The sequence below is a fragment of the Shewanella sp. 10B genome (assembly GCF_023475885.1).
GTDB classification, from domain to species: domain Bacteria; phylum Pseudomonadota; class Gammaproteobacteria; order Enterobacterales; family Shewanellaceae; genus Shewanella; species Shewanella mangrovisoli.
In genome coordinates this window covers 49320-69565 of sequence record NZ_JAMDJO010000006.1, presented here as the reverse complement: position 1 = coordinate 69565, position 20246 = coordinate 49320, and the positions used below count along the sequence as shown (strand labels likewise).

Here is a 20246-nt window from a genome sequence, read left to right as displayed (position 1 = left end):
GTCCTATAAATCCGTGAATATACTGATTATTAATTTTGAAATTTAACTGAGCTGCGTCTTCCGTTGCACTACACGCGGCATCCCCAAGGTAAATACATAATACCTCCCAGTAATGGGTTAATGGGTCTTGATAGGGGTAACTTTGAGCCATCCAGTCCTTAAACTTTTCTTCGGCGCGCTCTGCTTACTAAGCTGGTGCGGGGCGCCGCTCACAGGCTCAGCATTACCTTTAAATGCGGCTAACACACAGCTGAAATTTGAACATATCCGCAGCGAAGAAGGCTTAAATCAGAATACAATTACCAGCCTGTTTATGGACAGTGCGGGTATGCTTTGGATTGGGACTCAGGACGGCCTACATAGTTACAATGGCTATAATTTCAATCTCTTTATTCATTCGCCGAATAATCCCAGCAGCATTTCAGAAAGCTTTATCTCAGACATTATTCAAGATGCTGAAGGTTATCTGTGGATTGGCACCTTTAGCCAAGGGGTTAATCGGCTCGATCTCAATACGGGGACCTTTGAGCGCTTTGGCCTTGAACAGGGTCTAACCGATCCTAGAGTGACCAAACTCAATATTGTCGGCAATACGCTGTGGATTGGTACCCAAGGCGGATTGTTTTCACTGTCGATTAAAACTCAGCGGATCACGCAAGTCTCCCTCGGCAACAGCGTCGAGCCGCATATCACTAGCCTCGCCAATGTTGAAAATACCTATCTACTGGCGGGAACAAGGACCAGTGGCACCTTTGCGCTGAGTTCAAATGCCATCACTAGGCTGAATGTGCCGCAGGATCTGACCGCCTACCAGATTAAAGCGAATTCGACTCGCGCCATCACCTTAGCGTTGGGTAATCAGCTTTGGCATTACGATTTGGTTTCACACCAAGGGAGTATTCTCTGGCAGGCAGAGGACGATATTCCTTACCTCAAGGATTTTATTCAAACACCCCAAGGACAGTTTTGGGTGGTCGGCCCCGAAGCGGGTCTTATTCAGCTGGAGCGTGAGGCGGGGCGTTTCGTTGCGGCTTATCATAAATACGATATGCAGCGTCCCAACAGTATCAGCGACAATAATATCCTCTGTTTATTGCAAGACACCTTCGGCAATCTCTGGCTCGGGGGAAGTTATTCTGGCTTGAACAAGATCAACACCCGTCGGCAGTACTTCCAACATCTATTTGAATATACAACCGAATTACCTCAGCAGAGCAATAATATCCGCACCATGTTTCGTAGTCAGGATAAAGCACTGTGGATAGGTACCGAAGGCGCAGGCCTCAAGCGCTTAGCCTTTAATGCTAAACAATATGAGCATTACACTTCGGCTTTTGCTAAGGCGCTCGGTAAAGAAACGCGCCATTTAAATCTTGTCCTGCGTGCGATCACCCAAGACAGACAAGGTGTGCTCTGGTTTGCCAGCAATTATGGCTTAGGACGTTTAACCCCGAGCGGTGAATTTACTCTGCTTAAGCTTACTCAAAGCCAAGATCCGGCCTCAGAAGCGAACTATATTCGTAGCTTAGAGCTAGATGCTCAGGGCCAACTCTGGGTAGCGACCTCCCACGCCTTGTATCGAAAAGCGCTTGAAAAGGATGAGTTTACCTCTGTTCCACTCACAGATATTGAGAATTTTCATCCCACACAAAACCTGCTGCTGATGCTCAGAGCCGACGGCAATACTCTGTGGATTGGTTCACTCAATGGTTTAGTTAAACTCGATATGCAAACGGGTCAAGGCCAAGCCTTTTACCATGACCCAGAAAATAAAAACACCATTATTAACAATCGGATTCGAGACATTTTAGTCGCAAGTAATGGTGACGTCTGGTTCGCGACCCACGGCGGTATTAGCAGGCTATCGGCCCAAGCCGAGGATATGGTTTTTAGGGATTACACCCGTGAACAAGGCCTGCCGAGCGACACGATTTACGCCCTGCTCGAAGACGATGAGCACCATATTTGGTTCAGCAGCAATGCGGGCATCGGCAAGTTGAATCCGAGCAATGGCAAAATCATCAACTTCAACGAGCAAGAAGGTTTGCAGGCGTTAGAGTTTAACGGTGGCGTCAAACTCAAAGACAGCGATGGCGACCTCTGGTTTGGTGGCATTAACGGCATCAACCGCTTTAATCCTAAGGCGATACCCGACCAAAGAAGCGAAGCCAAAGTCGCCCTAACGGCCTATAAAATTGCGGGTAAGAGGCACACTATCCTCGATCTTAGCCATCCGCCTAAAATCCTGATGAACTATGACGACCAGCTCGTCAGCTTTGAGGTCACCTCACTCGATTTCAGTTACACGGGGAAAAATCGCTTTAGTTATTATCTCGAAGGGTTTGATAACCAATGGCATGATCTGCCCTCGGGGAATGAAATCACCTTTACCAATATCAATCCCGGCCACTATGTGCTCCATGTTCGCCATTCTTTGGAGTACAACAGCGAGGGCAGCTATGCGCTGCTGGTCGATTTAACGGTTAAAGCGCCCTTCTATCGCTCGCAAATTGCCTATGCACTCTATGTTCTGCTAGCACTTGGTCTACTAGGCTGGATAGTGTTGTGGCGTAAACAGAAGCGCGAACAACAACAAGAGTTTGAAACCAGCATCCGCGCCTCTGAAGAACGACTCAAACTGGCACTGTGGGCCTCAGGCGATGGCATGTGGGACTGGAATATCCAAGAACAGCAGGTCTATCGTACTCATACGGATATTCCGGTTTCCCAGTGGAGCAGCCACACGCTGCTGCACGACAATGCCCACCCAGAGGATAGAGAGCGCTTTAAACAAGTCTTGACCGACCATTTACAGGGGCGCACACCGTTTTTTGAAATGGAATATCGCATCGAGCATTCACCGGGCAACTGGTTGTGGATCCTCGAGCGCGGTAAAGTGGTTGAGACCAACACCCAGGAACAGCCCATTCGGATGACGGGCACCACCCGTAATATCACCTCCCGCAAGCTGATCGAGAATGAGCTGGTGCTCTCCTCCCAAGTGCTTAACAGCATGAACGAAGCCGTTGTAGTAGCAGGTTTAGACTATCGTATCCGCTCGGTAAACCCCGCCTTTAGCGCGATTACCGGATATTCGGAGCGGCAAATCAGTGATAAATATTTAATTCACTTAGCCTACAGCCGGCAGCAGCGAGATCTGTTCAACAGTATTGAGCAGCAACTGCTACGCCATAAACATTGGGCGGGTGAAATTTGGATCCGCAACAGGGCGCGTAAGGCAATTCTGGTGTGGCTTGAGATCAACCAAGTGATCGATGTAAAAGGCGAAACTAGCCACTTTGTGGCGGTGTTTACCGATATCACAGAGCGTAAAAAGGCCGAAGAGGATCTCCGCTTCCTTGCCAGTTTCGACACCTTGACTGGACTGCCGAATCGCACCTTATTCCAGGACAGGCTCAACCACGCCATATCTCAAGCCCATAGGTCGAATAATATCGTCGCCCTGCTGTTTTTAGACCTCGACCGCTTTAAGCATATCAATGACTCCATGGGGCACCATATTGGCGATCTACTCCTCAAAGCCGTGGCCCACAGACTGCAAAATGCCGTTCGCGAAGGGGACACTGTGGCCCGCTTAGGTGGCGATGAATTTACTATTATTTTAGAAGGCGTGGCGAAAACCAAAGCGGCGACGCTGATCTCCGAAAAAGTGCTCAAGGCCTTTCAGGCCCCCTTCTTACTCGATGATAAGTCCCTAACCATTTCGACCTCGATTGGTATCAGCCTCTATCCCAACGATGCAGAAGATGTGGATTCGCTGATTAAGTTTGCCGACACTGCCATGTACCACGCTAAGGCACTCGGGCGGAATAACTTCCAGTTTTACACTAATAAACTCAATGAGATGGCAACACGCCATGTGCAACTCGAGGCGGGGCTTAAGCAGGCTATTTCTCGCAATGAGTTAAGCTTGGTGTATCAGCCCAAATTCTGTCTGCGCAAAGGTTCTCTGACCGGACTCGAGGCGTTACTGCGTTGGCACCATTCCGAATTAGGCCCCATCTCACCCGCCGAATTTATTCCGCTGGCGGAGGAAACCGGCATTATTAACCAGATTGGCCATTGGGTGATCAACCACGCCTGCCAACAGCTTGCCGAGTGGAGTGAGTTAGGCTTTGGCGATATCAGCATGGCAGTGAACCTGTCAGCGCGGCAATTGAAGGCCGATATTATCTCAACCATCGAAGTCGCCCTTGCGGTATCGGGCCTGCCCGCCAAGGCGCTCGAGCTGGAATTAACCGAGTCGATGATCATGGGTAATCCGCAGGAGTCGGTGAATATCCTCTCTAAACTCAAGGCGTTAGGTTTGACCATCGCCGTGGATGATTTCGGTACCGGTTACTCAAGCTTGAGTTATCTAAAACGTTTTCCCATCGATACCTTAAAGATCGACCGTGAGTTTGTGCGCGACATTACCAACGACCCAGATGATGCAGCCATTACCAGTGCGATTATCGCCCTCGCCCACAGCCTAGAGTTAAATGTGGTGGCGGAAGGGGTAGAAACCCAAGAGCAGCTGAACTTCTTAGCGCTGCAAGGTTGCGATCAGGTACAGGGCTTCCTGCTCAGCAAGCCGCTCAGTGCCCAGGATTGCTTAGCGCTGTTGCAACAACGGATAAAATAAAACCAGATAAAAAATAAGGCTCCCTAGAGGAGCCTTATTTTATTGATTAATCTGACTATTAAGGTGCGACACGCTCAACACGTTTCACCCAGCCATCCGGGCCTTGAACATGGCCCTTCTGGATATCAGTATACAGCTTGTAGATGCGCTGAATATGCTCACCCACTTCACCGTTGCCCACGGTCACCACTCGGCCATCTTCAAAAATATAGGAACCGACAGCAGACACTACGGCGGCCGTACCAAAACCACCTGCTTCGATAATCTCACCGGACTCGATATCGGCGATAAACTTATCCAGCATAACAGTCTCTTGGCGCACTTCGCAGCCGAGTAACTCACCCAGCTCCATAATGGATTGCGAGGTAATGGATTTTAAGATGGTATCGGTGAAGGTTGGGATAATCACTGTGCCGTCTTTCAGAATGTGGAAGTGGTTCATGGCGCCCGCTTCTTCAATCTGTTGATTGTTTGCATCTAAATACAGCACCTGCGAAGCACCAAACTGCGCGGCAGCTTTACCGGCACGTAATGAGGCAGCATAGTTACCCGCCGCTTTAGAAGCGCCAGTACCACCCGACACGGCGCGATGGTAAGTCTTGCTGATCAGCAGACGAATGCCTTTATTCACACCCGCCGCGTAGTAAGCACCACTTGGGCTTAACACCACGCAGAATGTGTAGCGCGTACTTGGACTCACAGACAGACGATCTTCAGTCGCAAAAATAAAGGGGCGAATGTATAAACAGGCACCTTCTTGCATCGGGAACCAGAGACGGTCTACGTCGATCAAGGCGTTGATCGCATCGATTTGCATCTGCTCATCGATATTAGGAATACAGACAATATCCGCAGAGCGATTCATACGCTCGGCGTTTTTGTTGATACGGAAAGTGTAAATTTCGCCATCTTCATGCATAAAGGCCTTGGCGCCTTCGAAGATTGACTGACCATAATGCAGGGCCATCGCACCCGGCGCCATTTCAAACGGACCGTAGGGCACAATACGTGGATCGCGCCATTCACCATCGCGATAATCCATTAAAAACATATGATCGGTTCTGAGGCTACCGAAGCCCACATTTCCTTCGGGCTTGAATTGCTCAGTACGGCGTTCGGACGCAGGTTTTAAATCGTATTTTATTTCCATCGCATACCACCTTGATTACTGAACAAGCAGACTAGGTAGCGGCAGGAATAAAGTCAATAGGTGAGATTCATCTAAAAGTCTTAGCCGATAAAATAAGCTGTTAAAAAGATGTCTTAACAACTTGCCGTTAGGGCAAATCGCCTCATTCATACTCGCTTATTGACTTTGGATTTCGCCCTGCGGCGCCTCAAGCCAGCCGCCCACGGCTTGTATGGGTTCTTCATTTAGCGTTAACCAGGCCACCCACGCCAAGCGGGGTGCGTTAAGCGCTGATGCGGGAATGGCATCGAGGGATTGGGTAAACTGCAGCGCGGGGTCTGTGACACCCGTAAGCACAGTACTTGCGGGCAAAGATTGCAAACTCAGCACCACAAAATCATGGGGTAATTGTTTATGGCGATTTTCGCCGCGTTTGATCTCTGTCGTAAAACCCGATCCGACCAAGGCCAAGTGCAAACGCGCTCGATGTAAGTCTTTATCCTGCGCCCAAATGGGCTGAGGCACAAAACTCGCCTCAAGTTGCTGATTGGCGATGCGCACCTTAAGCACACCGACCTCAGGCTGAGCCTCTGTAAAGAGCCCGCTTAACTCACCCGAGAACCAACCACGCGACTCCTTAGCATTAATCACAAACTGCGGCGTATACACTTGCCGCGTATGCTTTTGGTTTAAATGCTGATATTGGCGCTCACTGAAAGCCCTTTGGCCAAAAATATCCTTCCATCCTAGGTAATCCCAATAAGTCACATGAAAGGCTAATGGAAAATATTTCTGCCATAGGTCGGTCTTATTAAACTGTTCAGCTAACCAAGCTTCGGCGGGCGGGCAACTACTGCAACCCTGTGACGTATAAAGTTCGATAATATAAGGGCGGGTCACGGCACTCTGCGCTTCAAAAGGCGCCAACGACTGAGCAAGCACGGGTTGCAACAGCGGCCAGAACAAAATAATCACTAATAGGATGCGTTTCATTATTTATCCTCCCTTAATAGAGAAGAAGACCTTGAATCACATCCAAATCATTCACACCAGAGGAAAGATGATGTCTGACTACAAAATGATCCCCTGTGCCCACTACGACTACCTTGAGCTGGCTTGTATGCACGGCTATCGCCTTGACATTGAGCTACAGGACGGTAGCCTGTGCCAAGCACGAGCAATCACAACCCAAACCCACGCCGATAAGACCGAATGGCTGGTCGTCGAACATCAAGCGGGCCAGCAAGCACTGCGGCTAGATAGCATTATCGCCATCACCCCCACGGATCCCCATGCCAGTTTTGGCCGTGTTATGATTGCCAGCCAGTAGCAAAGGAGCAAAAATCAATGGCAAGGATGATTCTGTTATTGGACTTAGGTGATTGGACTGGCGGTCACCACGGCCAATCCCCCTACTTGGTGGAGTTTGATAGCGAGCGTCTCGATTCCCCCTTTGACGTTAGCAAAGGTTGGGGACATGGATTAGGCGGTAGCCGTTATTCGTTGGCACGGTTTGTCGAAACCGAGGATTATCATCAACTCAAACTTCACGCACCTTGGGCCGTGAGCATCATAGAGCAAGGTTTACCAACGCTGGATATTGAGGCCCTTTCCCAAGGCTTGCTGGCGCAGTATGCATCACACAGCCCACATATTCCGGCGAACTTAGCCCACTATTTCTAACTGAAGATCTTGTGCTAGTTAAAGATCGCGCTCTAATGAAAGGTCGCGTTGCGTAACCTTGTCACGATAGATGTGCAGCATCATTTGAGGCTACATGGTTGAGGGCGAGTAAAGCCAAGTTCAACTTAGCTTTACTACTTACTGAGATAAGATAGCGAGTTATGCCTTGGCCACCGCAGCAATAACAGAGACTTCAACCAGATATTCAGGCTCGGCAATCGCCGCCTGTACACAGGCACGGGCTGGCGCATGTCCCTGTGGCACCCAAGCATCCCAAACCGCATTCATGGCATCGTAGTCATTCATATCTTTTAAATAGATAGTGGCTGACAACAAGTGCTCCCGAGAACTGCCCGCCTGCGCTAACAGAGTGTCGACTTCCTCTAGCATAGTCGTCGTTTGTTCGGTGATGTTTTGATACTTATCCTTTGCCACTTGGCCACATAAGTACACAGTGCCTTGGTGGATCACTATGCTGCTCATACGTGTACCAACATCTAAACGGGTAATGCTCATAGGGATAATCTCTTAAATCAAATGGTTAATTCTGCGGGCATTCTAACCCGAAAGGCTCAGTTTGTCTGCGAACGAGCGCTCAGCCAAGGTGGATAAAAGCGTGTCAATAAGGCCAATAACCCTAGCGCAGTGCCTATGACCCCACACCACACGAATAGGGTTGCAACGGATAAGTTAACTAACTGAAATCCCACTAATGCCGCACCCGCCCCGATTAACGCAAAGGGTAGTTGAGTCACCACATGGTCATGGGGTAAGCAGCCTGAGCTCGTTGCGCTCAACACGCTAGTATCGGAAATCGGTGAGCAATGATCGCCAAACACCGAACCCGCCATCACTGCACTCAATACAGGCAACAGCAAGCTAGCATCCATGTTATGGGCAATTTCCCCGCCGATGGGGATCATAATCGCGAAGGTGCCCCAGCTTGAGCCAGTAGCAAAGGCCATGATAGCGCAGAGCAGAAACATCCCCGCCACCAGCAAACTCAGGGATAAATACAATTTAGCCCAAGCCGCCAATAAGCTCGCCACACCCAGATCTTGGATCACCGCGCCTATCATCCAAGTACAGAGTAAAATCGCGATGGCAAAGGCAATCATCCGCACCCCATGCGCCAAGTCGCCCAGCAGTTTCCCTATGCTTCGGCCCGACAACATCAACAACACTAGCGTCACTAAGGTCGATAACAGACAGGCATCGCGCATCGCAGCGCCAATATCGGCCTTGGCTAACCAAACCGAAATATCCCATGATGGCACCTGCTGCGCGCCAGACCAAAGCGTTAAACCGACTGAGGCGCCCAGCAAGGTCAGCATAGGGATAGCAAGCAGCCAAGGATTCCCCTTTGAAGGCGATAAACTTGGCTCAACGGGCTCTGCCGCCAATAGCGCCTTCTCGATGGGGCGAAACCCCATCCCAAACCAAGCCACAATCAGCGACAAGCCTAAGGTGGTTATCGCATAAAAATTGGATAAGGCGACGTCGATAAAGGCTTCAAGGGCGGAAACGGGTAAAAAGCTGAGTCCCGCCAGCAGCGCCATCACATAGGGCCCCCAGCTCGAAAAAGGCAAGAGTGAGCAGAGCGGCGACGCATTAGAATCGACTAAATAGGCCAGCTGCGTCTGCCGGATACCATAACGCTGGCTCAAAGGTTGGCACACATGCCCCACAGCGAGGCAACTAAAAATACCGTCGATAAAGACCAACCAGCCCAGCAGCACCACACCAATACGCGCCTGTCGCCCCGTGCGAATACGTCGATATAGCCAATCACCAAATTGCTCGACCGCACCGCTTCTGGCGAGAAGCTGTGTCATGCTGCCCAGCAGTAACATGGCCATCAGTACGTTTAAATGCCACCACTGCCAAGCGTCTTGGCTGTAAAACTGCTTAGCGGCAATATCCAGTAGATAGCCCAAGCTTTGCACTATATCGAAGTGGGCAATGATTAAGGCGCCCGAGAGGATACCGACACCTAGCGCCACTAAGGTGCGCCGCAGCCAAAGGGCTAACACTAGGGTTAATAACAGGGGAAGTATCGCAAGCAGATTCGGCGACATGGGCCTTTCCGATAATAAATAAACCCAAGAATACTAACGAGTTAGTAACAAATGCAAAAAAACTTAAATTCGCACGCGGTTATCGGGCATTTTTTGACCAAACGAAAAAGACTGCTATTCCTTATGCTCTTGGCACTGCTAGAATCACAGTCCCATCCAGAAACTATAGGACTCTCCAGATGAGCCTTGAATTACTGTCCAAACTGGAAACCAAGATCCAGGCTACACTCGAAACCATCGAGCTTCTAAAAATGGAGCTAGAGGAAGAGAAGCAAAAGACGTCGACCTTGAATGAGCAAAATCAACAATTATCTGAGCAGAACCAACAACTGCAACAAGAACTCGCTTCTTGGAACGACAAAGTCACTGGACTTGTTGGCCTGCTCAACAGTGAAATCTAAGCTGTTTTAGTTTGATGATTCTGCGATTCAATCAGTTCGTTCAGCTCTAAGATAGCCTGCTTCACTTTTGGCAGGCTTTTTCTTGGCAATAAAAAACGCCCTTTTTCAAATTCTAATCGACCTAAGTCTTTAACCCATATCACGCCAGTGAGAAAAATACGCGCATGCTTTGCAATAAGCTTCGGTGCGTATACAGGGAAAACTCTCATACAACCCCCTACATGCATTCTTGTTGTTATTGATTACAGTTGTTTGACAGAAGCATTACCTATTGAGTTTCATCTCTGATAGATTTTTTTCAAGATTTACAATTCAAACAGCTTAACCAAATGATTTAATTAAATAATCAGTTCAGTTTATTTTACAATAAACAAACGTCAAAAAATTGACTATTGACATTATTTTGACGCATCGTTAAATTAGCCAGGTTACTCAGGGTAAAAATGAGCCCTCTGGCTCAAGTCCGTACTTTCCGATTATCGGAAGTACGGTTTTTTTTACTCTTTTTTTGCCAAACACCTAAGTCCGCAAGCGGCGAGTTTAACTGTCACGGCCAAGGGACCGAGCTTCAGCCAATAAAAAAGGAGCGCTAGGCTCCTTTAGTTTTATGCTCGCAGTATCAATCAGTTAGATTACAAAATGATGATAAAACGACGGCAATCCGGTGATCATTACTGTTTCTTGGCTAAGTAGTAAGCGATATCTAACAGTTCATCGTAAGACTTGATGGCACCAGTTTCGACACGGTACTTGCCATTCACCACTAAGGCTGGCACACCTGAAATCTTCGCGTTTTCAGTATCACGCTTCATCTTCGCCATTTGCGCTTTCACCATAAAAGAGTCAGCCGCCGCATCGAAGGCCTTGCCGTCTACGCCGTTAGCCACGAACAAGGCGCGCACGTCATCACGGTTAGTGAAGTGTTGTTTCTTCTCATGGATGGCAGAAAATAAAGCCGCATCCATTTTCTCGTCCACATTCAATTGGTGTGCTACGGCAAAGGCGCGTGACATTTCTACGCCCATTTCCTTACCGATAAAGTCAACGTGGGCTTGGTTAAATGCCACACCTTCTGGCTTCTCAGCCAAAATTTTAGGCACCACAGTTTTAGAGAAGTTGAAGCAATGTGGGCAATAGAAAGAGAAAAACTCGGTGATTTCAGGCTTAGCTGTCGCTGGGCCGTCGTTAATCACTGTGTAGTGTACGCCTTCTTTGTACTCAACTGCCGATACAGTTAATGGAGCCAATAACAGCGCTACCACCATAAGTAATGCTTTTTTCATGAATTTTCCTTAAATCAATTTTCAAAACTAGCTGGAGCCTAACATATTTCATTTTTTGAGTGTAACTCAAGCCGAGAGTTCAATCGGTTTGGGCTAAGAGGTGCGTAATTCCACCCTGTTCACACATTTAGTAGGGGATCAGGCTCAGCGGCGGTTCATCGAGTGCCGCGAGTTGCTCCTTAAAAGCCAAGATCTGCTGTTCCCAATACTTTTCATCCCCAAACCAGGGGAAATGCATAGGGAAAGCAGGATCCTGCCAACGCCTGCCAATCCAAGCGTTATAGTGCACCATCCGTAATGCGCGTAGGGGTTCAATCAACGCCAACTGCTGAGTATCGAACTCACAAAACTCTTCATAGGCCTCGAGTAATACCTCGAGTTGCAGTTGCTGCTGCGCTCTATCGCCCGTCAGCATCATCCATAAATCTTGAATAGCCGGTCCCATGCGGGCATCGTCTAAATCCACAAACCCAGGCCCATCGGGTGTCCAAAGAATATTCCCCGGGTGTAAATCCCCATGCAGACGAATGGGCGTAAAAGATTGTTGCGCCCACATGCGATTCACCTTCGCCAACACTTGCTCCACCACGGTAAAAAACGCGGGGCGCAGTGTGTTTGGCACTAAATCTGACTGCTTTAACCAGGCTAAAGGTTCATCGCCTAAGATCTGGGGATTTAGTGGCTCACGGGCCTTAAACGTCGACTGCGCGCCGTACTGGTGTATACGACCGATAAAACGCCCAACAAATTCCAACTGCTCTAAATTATCCACCTCAAAGGGACGACCGCCGATGGAGGGAAACAGTGCAAACCGAAAGCCATGGAAATGATGTAAGGTCTGCCCTTGCACAGCTGCGGGCACCGCCATTGGGATTTCCTGCTCGGCAAGCGCGATGGCATAGTCGTGTTCTTCTTGGATCTGCGCATCGGTCCAACGATCGGGGCGATAAAACTTCACCACATAGCGTTGCCCTTCATCGCTGCGAAATTGATACACGCGGTTTTCGTAACTATTGAGCGCGAGTAGGCCTGTCTCTGGATACACCCCAAGACTCTCGATCGCATCTAAAATCAAATCCGGCGTTAAGGCTTGAAAGTCAAAGGCTGCGCCCGAATGCGCATCATCAACGACGCCCTGAGATGGGGCTAACTTATCTTGGCTCATTGCGACTCTCTCATACATAGGACTTTAAAAGTGTGGCAAGGTATTCCAGCACCTCAAAATCGGCCTCACGTTCCACACTCAGCCAACAGATATTGCCGTAAAACTCATAATTGAGCCAAAGCGAGGTGCCCTCAAACTCCAATAGCCATTGATGGCGATCCGCGCCCCATTGGCGCTCGCGCACTCGGCAGTCTAAGGCATGGGCTAGTGGCTCGGCAAAGGCCTCGAAATGGTCAAAATCGATATCGCCGCTCACACTTAAGCTTAACGCGGCTCTATCTAATTGAATGGCTTCTAATTTCATCTTTACTTCCATCAACTACTGCACGACATAATCAGCCCTTGTCCCCAATCGGGTGGACGCTTGGCTAGATCTTCATGCTCAACTTGTTCGGCAAACGGCTGGCGCAATACTTGATGCAAACGCTCTAGCGGCGCAAGATTCCCCTCCTCCACAGCAATAATGGCCTCTTGAGCCAAATAGTTGCGCAGAATGTACTTGGGATTGACGCTATCACGCGCCTGTTGCCATGCCTCAACATCGGTAACTTTACCCAGCCGTGCCTGATAGGTCTGATACCAAGCATCAAACTCCTTGAGATCGATAAAATCATCCCGCAGCGACGAGTGCACACAGCTTGGGTCAAGCTGACCGAAGCGGCGCCACGTGTTGCTGTAATCCAGCTGATTTTTCTCCATCAGCACGGTAAAGCGGCCAATCAGTTCTAAGTCCTGCTGATCCTGCTCGGCTGTCGAATCCACTCGCTCAGTCAATCCCAACTTAGCGCGCATCAGCATCAAATAATGCTGCACTAGAGCATGTTGATATTGATTCAAGGCGGCAATTAGATCATCGGATGGGATCACTGGCGTCAACGCCTGCGCTAAACGTTGCAGGTTCCACAGGCCAATGCCGGGCTGCTGACCAAAGGCGTAACGCCCTTCTGGGTCGGAATGATTGCAAATAAAGTCTTCTTGGAAGGTATCGAGGAAGGCAAACGGGCCAAAATCGAAACTGTTCCCCAGAATCGACATATTGTCGGTATTCATCACCCCGTGGGCAAAGCCGATAGCCTGCCAATGGGCGATGAGCTTAGCGGTATCTTGTACCACCTGCAAAAACCAGGCTTTATAGCCCGCCAGATCGCAGCTCAAATGCGGATAATGCTGCCTCAAGGTAAAGTTGAGTAACTGCGTGAGCTTATCGGCTTGACCACGCTCGCTATGGCAGAAAAATTCGAAATGACCGAAACGGATATGGCTGCGCGCCAAACGCACGGTAATGGCTGCGGTTTCTTGGCTCTCACGCCAGACGGGCATATCAGAGCCGATCACTGCCAATGCTCGGGTCGTCGGCACGCCTAAATGATGCAGCGCTTCAGAGACAAGAAACTCCCGCACCGCAGAGCGCATCACGGCTCTGCCATCGCCATGGCGAGAATAGGGCGTCGGCCCACCGCCTTTGAGTGCCACATCCCAAGCGCCTTGGGGGCCTAATGCCTCACCCAAGATAATCGAGCGGCCATCGCCTAATCTGGGCGTATAGCCACCAAACTGATGGCCACTGTACACCTGCGCATAATAACTTGCGCCCTCAACGGCCGCGTTACCCGATAATCCCTGCAATAAGGCATCCGTCGGCTGCTGTAAGTCGATTAGCTTGGCGGCATCCTCGCTCCACGCCAGCCAATGGGGATTACTTATCCCCTGCGGATAGACTTGAGCGTAAAACTCAGGCAACTGGGTAAAAAAATCCTGTTTAAACTTCATCAATGCTTTCCCTATTGAACGAGCTGCTTACACACGAGCACGGAGTTGTCGTTAAACTCGCACTGCAGGCCGCATTGATAGACGCCGGCACCACTGGCCTCGAAGCCACTCACACCCGATCCCATTAAGCGTTGTAACCCTTGGGCTTTGCGTTGGCATTGTTCGAGAGTGTCGTAATAACCATTGATATCATAGGTTTGTAATGGCGTCGTTGGCAGTGAGGTCGCCGTAGGATAATAGAATAGCGTCCATTCAGGGGTTTTAGTGCAGCCACTCAAGCCAAGGCTGAGGCAGGCAAACAAGATGGCCAAGGATAATTTCATTTTGCCGATTCGGTTAAAACAGCTCGCAACACACTTCATAAAAATAGCCCATAAAAAAAGCGAACCTTAGTTCGCCTTTTGCGCGGTAAGTATCAGGATTCTACACGGCTTTACCCAGTTAAATAACCGCTTTTCGGCTAAGGGTATCTCAAGCGCATCGTTAATCGCGTTTGAGTACCAAAGGCTCGAATCCTACAATCGCGAGCAGACAACGACCTTAGGCCGTCGCCGCTTTCGCCTGCGCCTTCTCGATACGGCTAATTCGTCCTTCAAATCCCGTGACTGTGCCATCGGTTAAACCAAGTTTGATCGCCTCTTGGCAGAGCGCAATCGCTTTATCAAAGTCTTGGGTATCATTTAACAGGGTCGCGAGCTGCATAAAACCAGGGGTTTTAAGCTCAAGATCTTTGGGCTTTTCGGCATTCGCACTGTGGAATAATGCAAGATACAACTCATGCAGCGCTGCACCATAGGCTAAATATTCGGCCGATTTGCGCTGCTTGTAGCACTCGGCAATCACGTTTTGTAACGCGTTATAGCGCGCCAATGCCGTCTGTGCACTTTGATATTCTTCTGCTGCGCGTTGCAGGGTCACATTCGCCCATGAACCTAGGGCTGCAAGAGGCTCGTCTTTTGCCAAACGAGTGCTTGCCACCTCAGGCGAACTCTCGGCGCTTTCTTTAGCTTTAACTGGGGTGTCGACGACTACCGACTCTTCTTGGGCCTCACTCGCCTTGGTGACCGGAGCTTCATCCTTAGGGATTGCAGAGTCTTTATCGGCATCGGCAGAATGGACATCGGCAAGGATAATCACACTCTTTTCATTGCTAGCTGCGGGGAGCTCGACATCGATAATATCTTCGCTTATCTCGACCCGACTCGCCGGCTCAACGTCCCTTGGCATTAATTCAACTTCGGGTGCTTTCGTAGCAGAAGCGGCCGCTGACTCGTTCGTCGCAGCAGGAGCAATGTCAGGCGTAGGTTCAGCCTCATCGGACGAAGCGCTTGTATCCCTTGTCTTTTCGGTTGATTTCTTCGCCATCATTGCTTCTTGTTCTTCCTTCGCCAAGCGCTGGGCACGACGAAATAAAAACACTCCGATAGCGATCAGTATAAAAACGACAACGACCTTCATTCTTCTTCACCTTTAATGGCTGCTTCCCATCAGAAGCGATTGCAGTTGGCTTGCCAGGGCGACTCAATAACCTGAAGCTGGCAAGGGATTCTGTCCAAAAGTTGAGCAGAGATTAACCGCTATTAAAGTCCATAGTGTCTGTGTAAATCAAGTATTTATGCCGTTTTATCCGATCTTGCACGCAAATCGATAGGCGCAATTCGGCTAGACTGTTAGGGTTTATGACCATTTGCAAAAATTAAGGAAAGCCTAATGCAAAACATTCTGATCGTTGCCCACGCCAGCCCCTATGGCACAGAAAAACTTTTCAACAGCCTACGTATCGCGTTGGCGCTGAAGGATCACACCGAGCAACAAGTTGATTTAAAAATCTTTTTAATGTCAGATGCGGTGTTTGGCGCCCTTAAGCATCAAACGACTCCAGACCTCAGTTACAACCTACAACAGATGTTTGAGATCCTAAGCGCTCAGCAAGTCCCGATTTTACTCTGTAAAACCTGCGCCCAAGCGCGGGGCGTTAACCCCGAGATGCTGCTAGAGGGCGCCGAAATTGGCACTTTACAGGATCTCACTCGCTGGACGCTGGCCGCCGATAAGGTGATGCATATTTAAAGTCTCATTTTGTGCGCACCTTCATAAATTGACACTTCAATTTTGAACAAGCCCGCGCCGCTGCTTATGATGGGATTATCCGAGTAACAGACTAAGGTATTCCCATGGACTCAGCGGCCCTACTCACAGGTAAACTGCGCTACGAGCATGAAACCATTAGCGCGATGGCGAAGATCTATTGCAAAGCTAAGCACCAAGGCCAAATGGCATCCGGCCTGTGTGAAGAATGTTTAGCGCTGCTAGAGTATGCCGCCGTTCGCCTCGATCGTTGCCCCTACGGACAAGATAAACCCACCTGCAATAAGTGCCCAGTGCACTGCTATAAACCGGCGCAAAAGGCGCAGGTCAAAGAGATCATGATTTTCGCTGGCCCACGAATGCTGTTACCGCATCCCATTCGCGCAATCAAACACTTACTGGCAGAGCGTCAGCCAGTACCCGCATCTGTACCCGAGGCGGCATCTAATCGCCATCAACGCATCGCAATTTCACAGAAAAACCTTTAGTAACACTTTTGCACCTCGAAATTCCCTGTTATAACAAGGCGTCGAGGTGCTTAAAATGAACGAATTTAATACGTTTTTTGCTCAAGCCTATTGGTGGTTATCCTTATTTGGTGGCTTACATTGCCTCGCGCTAGCTATTTATATTCGCTACTTCTACCACTCAAACAATAACCAAAAACTGCTTGCGGGCTTCTTGAGTCTTATCGGCTTGTACTTCCTGACGGGCATGCTCAACCGCGATAACACGCCGATCCCTATCCATGTGTTATTTAACCTGATCACCCCAATTTACTTCTTACTCATGCCGCTGCTCTACCTCTACTGTAAACGCAGTCTAGAGCAAAACACCTCACCCATTGGCTTTTCGCGGCATTATTGGCCAGCACTACTCACCTTATGCTTGGCCATGATTGATATCGCGGTGCGGTTGAATCTACACAAAAATGCGATTTGGTTTCAGGCGGAATTCTTTAAATATCGGCAAGATATCGATTTCAGCCATTGGAGCCTCGCCTTACCGCTACTGCTGTTTATCCAGACAGCAACCTATTTTGTTGCACTCTGGCGACTGTTCCAACGGCATAAACTGCGCCAGCAACAGAATAACGATGCACCACAACAAACCTTAAAGCTGATCCGTTTCCGCTGGTTGTTCGGCCTGACCTTAGCCATGCTATTTAACTGGTTATTAAGGGTATTTGTGGTAGTGCTCCCCTTTTATCTTGGGGATTCACTCTCGACCCTATCCCATGCGCTGCCACGCTTAAGCCTGCTGTTAAGCTTTTACCTGCTGGCGGCTTATGGCCTCAAGCAGATCACCCGCACCGCCTATCTAAGAGGACATATGTCGGCCCCACAGCCAAAGGCAGAGCCTCAATCTTCTGAGATACTCACGCCCGAAGAGTTTGAATTCCTGCAACAACTGCAGCAGGAATCGACCGATAACAAAGAAAAATCGACCGATACGCCCCCAAAGCCACAGAACTAAATCAGCACTGAGTAATCAAAACTGGCAATATGCCACTCTGAATAAACTGAACCCCAGCTGACATGAACTCAGCTTTAGGCTGTCATTTGTTAAAACAAAGGGTAGTCTGATGGAACCTAAGCATTAAGGAGGAACGCCATGAAATCATTTTTATCCCTTATCGTCGCATCAACCTGTCTGATTGCCAGCTTTATGGCAACCGCAGCTCAGGCCGACGATAGCTACACCGAGGCTTTAAATAATTTTCACCAAGCAAAGGAAACGCGCAAATTTTTTGATACCGCCTATGGTTATGCCCTTTTCCCCACAGTCGGTAAAGGCGGAATTGGTATTGGCGCCGCCTACGGCAAAGGTCGCGTCTTTCAAGCGGGTCAATATATGGGAGACTCTAGCCTGACCCAGCTCTCCATTGGTTTTCAGCTAGGCGGACAAGCCTATAGCGAAATCATCTTCTTTAAAGATGCCAAATCCTACAACGAGTTCACCAGTGGCAGTTTCGAGTTCGATGCACAGGCCTCGGCCGTTGCGATTAACATGGGCGCAAATGCGAAAGCGGGCACCACAGGTAACTCGGCAGGCGCAGGCCAAGCGGGTGGTAATCAATCGGCAACTGCCGCCTATATCAATGGTATGGCGGTATTTACCGTTGCCAAAGGTGGATTAATGTTTGAAGCGGCGCTGGCGGGACAATCCTTCTCCTTCGAGCCCAGAGGCAACTAAGTTTTAGTCCATGTCGTCCCCATAAAAAAACCTCCTATTCCACAGGATTAGGAGGTTTTCTTTTATCCCCGATAGCGCTTACTTATGTCCCCAAGGGGTCGGCGGCAACGGCTGCGGTTGGCTCAAGTCAAAATCTACTTGGAAATGACGATTCTCGCGGGTCAGCAGGTAGCTGAAAGTACTTGGCGTAACCTCCATATGCCACACATTGGTGACTGACTGGGTCAGGCCGTTTTGCATAAAGTTATCAATCGATGCCTGATCGATAGGGAATGACTGCTTTTGACTGCAGCCGACACTCGCCGTATCGCCGCCATACATAGTCACTTTATCTTCCGTCCCGTCTTGATGGCGGTGATCATGCTTTAATCTTAAGCCCTGAGCCGTTTTTGTGATCACCCAAGTACGGGAGTGGTCATCACCCACATGGAACGGAATTTTCAGCTCAGTATCACTGCATTCGCGCATATGCATCACCAGTGCTTTATCACGAAAAGCCGCATCGGCGCTGTCCGTTGACACCACTTTACCCGCAAATGCTTTGCCACAATGGGACGCTAATTGATTGAAGAAAGTCTCTTGCTCTATGGCAAGTGCAGGTTCGGTAGCCGCATTGGCAAATACCGGTGTCGCCATCATAAGGCCGACGATTCCAAGGCGTGGTAGGGTGATAGTTTTCATTATGTTTTCCATGGAAAATTCGATGAAAAACACGCTAACACAGGGGAATAAATTTAAACTTAATTCCCCTGCGTAAGCTCGCTTGGCGTTACCAACCGATATACAGACGTGAACGGTTGCCTAAGCGTTTTTTGATAAAACGTGCAGTGATAATACTGCCCACCATCAGGAAGATAAAAATCCCTGCCGAGAACAGGATACTGGTGACCCAAGACCCCGGTGGTAGACGATAACGTAACACTGTGGCGACCGTATTAAACAACATGTCAAATAACGGATGGATGAAGAAAATCGCAAAGCTCATCTCGGCGGTTTCGACTAGCCAAGGGATGCGACTGCGTTTCGACAACCAATCACAGAAGTTAAGCACTAACACACACAGACTCAGCTTTTGGATAAACTGCCAGTCGATGCCATTATATTCAAACGGCGCCTTATGGTAGTTACCAATGTGCTGCACTATGTAGCTTTGCTCGACTAGACTCACAATCAGAAAGATCACCGCTAACGCACTGAAAATAGAGCCGTAGCGCGTCACAATATGTTCATCTTGGGAATATAAAATACCAATCAAATAGAAAGGCATAAAATACACCACTGAGTGGATAAAGTTGACGTTACCTATGGGTCTGTGGAGCAGAATCGCCACCACACAACTCAGCACGAATAGGGTCCAACGCATCTGCTGCGAGCAGCGGATAAACCACAAAAACACTGGCGAGAATAAAAACACCGCCATGATAAACGGGATATACCAGTGCGGATACAGGATGTAGCCATTACGCACGGTATAAAAAATACTGAGTAACACCTGTTCAAGCGGTTGATGCTCTAGGAAAACCCAACGTAAACTTAAGCAGAACAAGCCAATAACAGAAACGAATAAAAAGGGATAAAGTACGTTTTGTACCTTATTCTTCATAAACTTGCCGTAATCGAAGTCCTTATAAAAAATCCGATGGAAAAAATAACCAGAGATAAACACGAACAACGCCGTGCCACCCCTGAGTAAATTTTCTAGCAGTAACGGAAACCCTTCCCCAGAGTTATAAATACTGTGGCCAAGCACGATAAAAATAATCGCGATGCCGCGCATGTAGGTAAATTCGAGCTGATTTTTTCTCATA

At 48.9% G+C, this 20246-nt stretch carries 21 protein-coding genes; 8 read left to right on the top strand and 13 right to left on the bottom strand.

Going from position 1 to position 20246, the window contains the following annotated elements; all coding sequences use genetic code 11:
• Nucleotides 1-127 precede the first annotated feature (127 nt).
• Nucleotides 128-4645 (top strand): EAL domain-containing protein, encoded by a 4518-nt coding sequence (locus M0415_RS17380; RefSeq protein ID WP_249556384.1) that lies wholly within the window; start codon nucleotides 128-130, stop codon nucleotides 4643-4645.
• Between the two features lie 58 nt (nucleotides 4646-4703).
• Here the strand turns inward: M0415_RS17380 and M0415_RS17375 are convergent, their stop codons facing one another.
• Both M0415_RS17375 and M0415_RS17370 read right to left on the bottom strand, forming a co-directional pair.
• Entirely contained in the window at nucleotides 4704-5795 is a 1092-nt protein-coding gene (locus M0415_RS17375; RefSeq protein WP_088212265.1) for a branched-chain amino acid aminotransferase, read from the bottom strand.
• 156 nt (nucleotides 5796-5951) lie between these two features.
• Entirely contained in the window at nucleotides 5952-6767 is an 816-nt protein-coding gene (locus M0415_RS17370; RefSeq protein WP_249556385.1) for a DUF1223 domain-containing protein, read from the bottom strand.
• A gap of 70 nt (nucleotides 6768-6837) precedes the next feature.
• On the opposite strand from M0415_RS17370, the gene M0415_RS17365 reads away from it, so the two are divergent.
• Together M0415_RS17365 and M0415_RS17360 are read left to right on the top strand one after the other, a co-directional pair.
• Nucleotides 6838-7104, top strand: coding sequence for a Rho-binding antiterminator (locus M0415_RS17365; RefSeq protein WP_249556386.1), 267 nt, complete (start codon nucleotides 6838-6840; stop codon nucleotides 7102-7104).
• Nucleotides 7105-7121: 17 nt separating this feature from the next.
• Entirely contained in the window at nucleotides 7122-7457 is a 336-nt protein-coding gene (locus M0415_RS17360) for a hypothetical protein (RefSeq protein WP_249556387.1), read from the top strand.
• Nucleotides 7458-7616: 159 nt separating this feature from the next.
• Here the strand turns inward: M0415_RS17360 and M0415_RS17355 are convergent, their stop codons facing one another.
• Nucleotides 7617-7973 carry a RidA family protein gene (locus M0415_RS17355; protein WP_037413739.1) on the bottom strand — a complete coding sequence of 119 codons (357 nt, stop codon included), beginning with the start codon at nucleotides 7971-7973 and terminating at the stop codon, nucleotides 7617-7619.
• Between the two features lie 56 nt (nucleotides 7974-8029).
• On the bottom strand, nucleotides 8030-9535 hold the full coding sequence (locus M0415_RS17350) for a Na+/H+ antiporter NhaC family protein (RefSeq protein WP_249556388.1): 1506 nt from the start codon (nucleotides 9533-9535) through the stop codon (nucleotides 8030-8032).
• Between the two features lie 179 nt (nucleotides 9536-9714).
• Here M0415_RS17350 and M0415_RS17345 point away from each other — a divergent pair, with 179 nt between their 5' ends.
• Nucleotides 9715-9936, top strand: a complete 222-nt coding sequence (locus M0415_RS17345) for a cell division protein ZapB (protein ID WP_086903028.1) — start codon at nucleotides 9715-9717, stop codon at nucleotides 9934-9936.
• On the opposite strand, the gene M0415_RS17340 is transcribed toward M0415_RS17345, so the two are convergent.
• From M0415_RS17340 to M0415_RS17310, 7 genes are all read right to left on the bottom strand, one after another.
• Nucleotides 9933-10145 (bottom strand): DUF1107 domain-containing protein, encoded by a 213-nt coding sequence (locus M0415_RS17340; RefSeq protein ID WP_011624366.1) that lies wholly within the window; start codon nucleotides 10143-10145, stop codon nucleotides 9933-9935. The genes M0415_RS17345 and M0415_RS17340 overlap by 4 nt on opposite strands.
• 462 nt (nucleotides 10146-10607) lie before the next feature.
• Entirely contained in the window at nucleotides 10608-11219 is a 612-nt protein-coding gene (locus M0415_RS17335) for a thiol:disulfide interchange protein DsbA/DsbL (RefSeq protein WP_133179225.1), read from the bottom strand.
• Nucleotides 11220-11346: 127 nt separating this feature from the next.
• A complete protein-coding gene (locus M0415_RS17330; RefSeq protein WP_249556389.1) occupies nucleotides 11347-12384 on the bottom strand; it encodes a serine/threonine protein kinase in 1038 nt (345 codons plus the stop codon).
• 10 nt (nucleotides 12385-12394) lie between these two features.
• On the bottom strand, nucleotides 12395-12688 hold the full coding sequence (locus M0415_RS17325) for a DUF3630 family protein (protein ID WP_086017278.1): 294 nt from the start codon (nucleotides 12686-12688) through the stop codon (nucleotides 12395-12397).
• A gap of 11 nt (nucleotides 12689-12699) precedes the next feature.
• Nucleotides 12700-14154: a protein adenylyltransferase SelO gene (locus tag M0415_RS17320; protein WP_249556390.1), complete on the bottom strand. Its 1455-nt coding sequence runs from the start codon at nucleotides 14152-14154 to the stop codon at nucleotides 12700-12702.
• Nucleotides 14155-14165: 11 nt separating this feature from the next.
• Entirely contained in the window at nucleotides 14166-14477 is a 312-nt protein-coding gene (locus tag M0415_RS17315; protein WP_249556391.1) for a hypothetical protein, read from the bottom strand.
• A gap of 217 nt (nucleotides 14478-14694) precedes the next feature.
• Nucleotides 14695-15612, bottom strand: a complete 918-nt coding sequence (locus M0415_RS17310; protein WP_249556392.1) for a hypothetical protein — start codon at nucleotides 15610-15612, stop codon at nucleotides 14695-14697.
• Nucleotides 15613-15864: 252 nt separating this feature from the next.
• Between M0415_RS17310 and M0415_RS17305 the strand changes: the two genes are divergently transcribed.
• The 4 genes from M0415_RS17305 (at nucleotide 15865) to M0415_RS17290 (ending at nucleotide 18438) form a co-directional block, all read left to right on the top strand.
• On the top strand, nucleotides 15865-16224 hold the full coding sequence (locus M0415_RS17305; RefSeq protein ID WP_249556393.1) for a DsrE/DsrF/TusD sulfur relay family protein: 360 nt from the start codon (nucleotides 15865-15867) through the stop codon (nucleotides 16222-16224).
• Nucleotides 16225-16328: 104 nt separating this feature from the next.
• The gene (locus tag M0415_RS17300) at nucleotides 16329-16730 is read left to right on the top strand and encodes a nitrous oxide-stimulated promoter family protein (RefSeq protein ID WP_249556394.1); all 402 of its coding nucleotides are present in this window, start codon (nucleotides 16329-16331) and stop codon (nucleotides 16728-16730) included.
• A 55-nt stretch (nucleotides 16731-16785) separates the two neighbouring features.
• Complete coding sequence (locus M0415_RS17295) at nucleotides 16786-17718, top strand: hypothetical protein (protein WP_249556395.1); 933 nt, start codon at nucleotides 16786-16788, stop codon at nucleotides 17716-17718.
• Nucleotides 17719-17856: 138 nt separating this feature from the next.
• Entirely contained in the window at nucleotides 17857-18438 is a 582-nt protein-coding gene (locus tag M0415_RS17290) for a YSC84-related protein (protein WP_249556396.1), read from the top strand.
• A 78-nt stretch (nucleotides 18439-18516) separates the two neighbouring features.
• On the opposite strand, the gene M0415_RS17285 is transcribed toward M0415_RS17290, so the two are convergent.
• Both M0415_RS17285 and M0415_RS17280 read right to left on the bottom strand, forming a co-directional pair.
• Nucleotides 18517-19119: a hypothetical protein gene (locus M0415_RS17285; protein ID WP_425383221.1), complete on the bottom strand. Its 603-nt coding sequence runs from the start codon at nucleotides 19117-19119 to the stop codon at nucleotides 18517-18519.
• An 88-nt stretch (nucleotides 19120-19207) separates the two neighbouring features.
• Nucleotides 19208-20245, bottom strand: a complete 1038-nt coding sequence (locus M0415_RS17280) for an acyltransferase family protein (RefSeq protein WP_249556397.1) — start codon at nucleotides 20243-20245, stop codon at nucleotides 19208-19210.
• Nucleotide 20246: the final 1 nt, after the last annotated feature.

What these genes read in the sequence shown, in the direction of transcription:
- M0415_RS17375 (WP_088212265.1), bottom strand. Translation starts at nt 5,795, where the DNA reads ATGGAAATAAAATACGATTTAAAACCTGCGTCCGAACGCCGTACTGAG.
- M0415_RS17370 (WP_249556385.1), bottom strand. Translation starts at nt 6,767, where the DNA reads ATGAAACGCATCCTATTAGTGATTATTTTGTTCTGGCCGCTGTTGCAA.
- M0415_RS17365 (WP_249556386.1), top strand. Translation starts at nt 6,838, where the DNA reads ATGTCTGACTACAAAATGATCCCCTGTGCCCACTACGACTACCTTGAG.
- M0415_RS17360 (WP_249556387.1), top strand. Translation starts at nt 7,122, where the DNA reads ATGGCAAGGATGATTCTGTTATTGGACTTAGGTGATTGGACTGGCGGT.
- M0415_RS17355 (WP_037413739.1), bottom strand. Translation starts at nt 7,973, where the DNA reads ATGAGCATTACCCGTTTAGATGTTGGTACACGTATGAGCAGCATAGTG.
- M0415_RS17350 (WP_249556388.1), bottom strand. Translation starts at nt 9,535, where the DNA reads ATGTCGCCGAATCTGCTTGCGATACTTCCCCTGTTATTAACCCTAGTG.
- M0415_RS17345 (WP_086903028.1), top strand. Translation starts at nt 9,715, where the DNA reads ATGAGCCTTGAATTACTGTCCAAACTGGAAACCAAGATCCAGGCTACA.
- M0415_RS17340 (WP_011624366.1), bottom strand. Translation starts at nt 10,145, where the DNA reads ATGAGAGTTTTCCCTGTATACGCACCGAAGCTTATTGCAAAGCATGCG.
- M0415_RS17335 (WP_133179225.1), bottom strand. Translation starts at nt 11,219, where the DNA reads ATGAAAAAAGCATTACTTATGGTGGTAGCGCTGTTATTGGCTCCATTA.
- M0415_RS17330 (WP_249556389.1), bottom strand. Translation starts at nt 12,384, where the DNA reads ATGAGCCAAGATAAGTTAGCCCCATCTCAGGGCGTCGTTGATGATGCG.
- M0415_RS17325 (WP_086017278.1), bottom strand. Translation starts at nt 12,688, where the DNA reads ATGAAATTAGAAGCCATTCAATTAGATAGAGCCGCGTTAAGCTTAAGT.
- M0415_RS17320 (WP_249556390.1), bottom strand. Translation starts at nt 14,154, where the DNA reads ATGAAGTTTAAACAGGATTTTTTTACCCAGTTGCCTGAGTTTTACGCT.
- M0415_RS17315 (WP_249556391.1), bottom strand. Translation starts at nt 14,477, where the DNA reads ATGAAATTATCCTTGGCCATCTTGTTTGCCTGCCTCAGCCTTGGCTTG.
- M0415_RS17310 (WP_249556392.1), bottom strand. Translation starts at nt 15,612, where the DNA reads ATGAAGGTCGTTGTCGTTTTTATACTGATCGCTATCGGAGTGTTTTTA.
- M0415_RS17305 (WP_249556393.1), top strand. Translation starts at nt 15,865, where the DNA reads ATGCAAAACATTCTGATCGTTGCCCACGCCAGCCCCTATGGCACAGAA.
- M0415_RS17300 (WP_249556394.1), top strand. Translation starts at nt 16,329, where the DNA reads ATGGACTCAGCGGCCCTACTCACAGGTAAACTGCGCTACGAGCATGAA.
- M0415_RS17295 (WP_249556395.1), top strand. Translation starts at nt 16,786, where the DNA reads ATGAACGAATTTAATACGTTTTTTGCTCAAGCCTATTGGTGGTTATCC.
- M0415_RS17290 (WP_249556396.1), top strand. Translation starts at nt 17,857, where the DNA reads ATGAAATCATTTTTATCCCTTATCGTCGCATCAACCTGTCTGATTGCC.
- M0415_RS17285 (WP_425383221.1), bottom strand. Translation starts at nt 19,119, where the DNA reads ATGAAAACTATCACCCTACCACGCCTTGGAATCGTCGGCCTTATGATG.
- M0415_RS17280 (WP_249556397.1), bottom strand. Translation starts at nt 20,245, where the DNA reads ATGAGAAAAAATCAGCTCGAATTTACCTACATGCGCGGCATCGCGATT.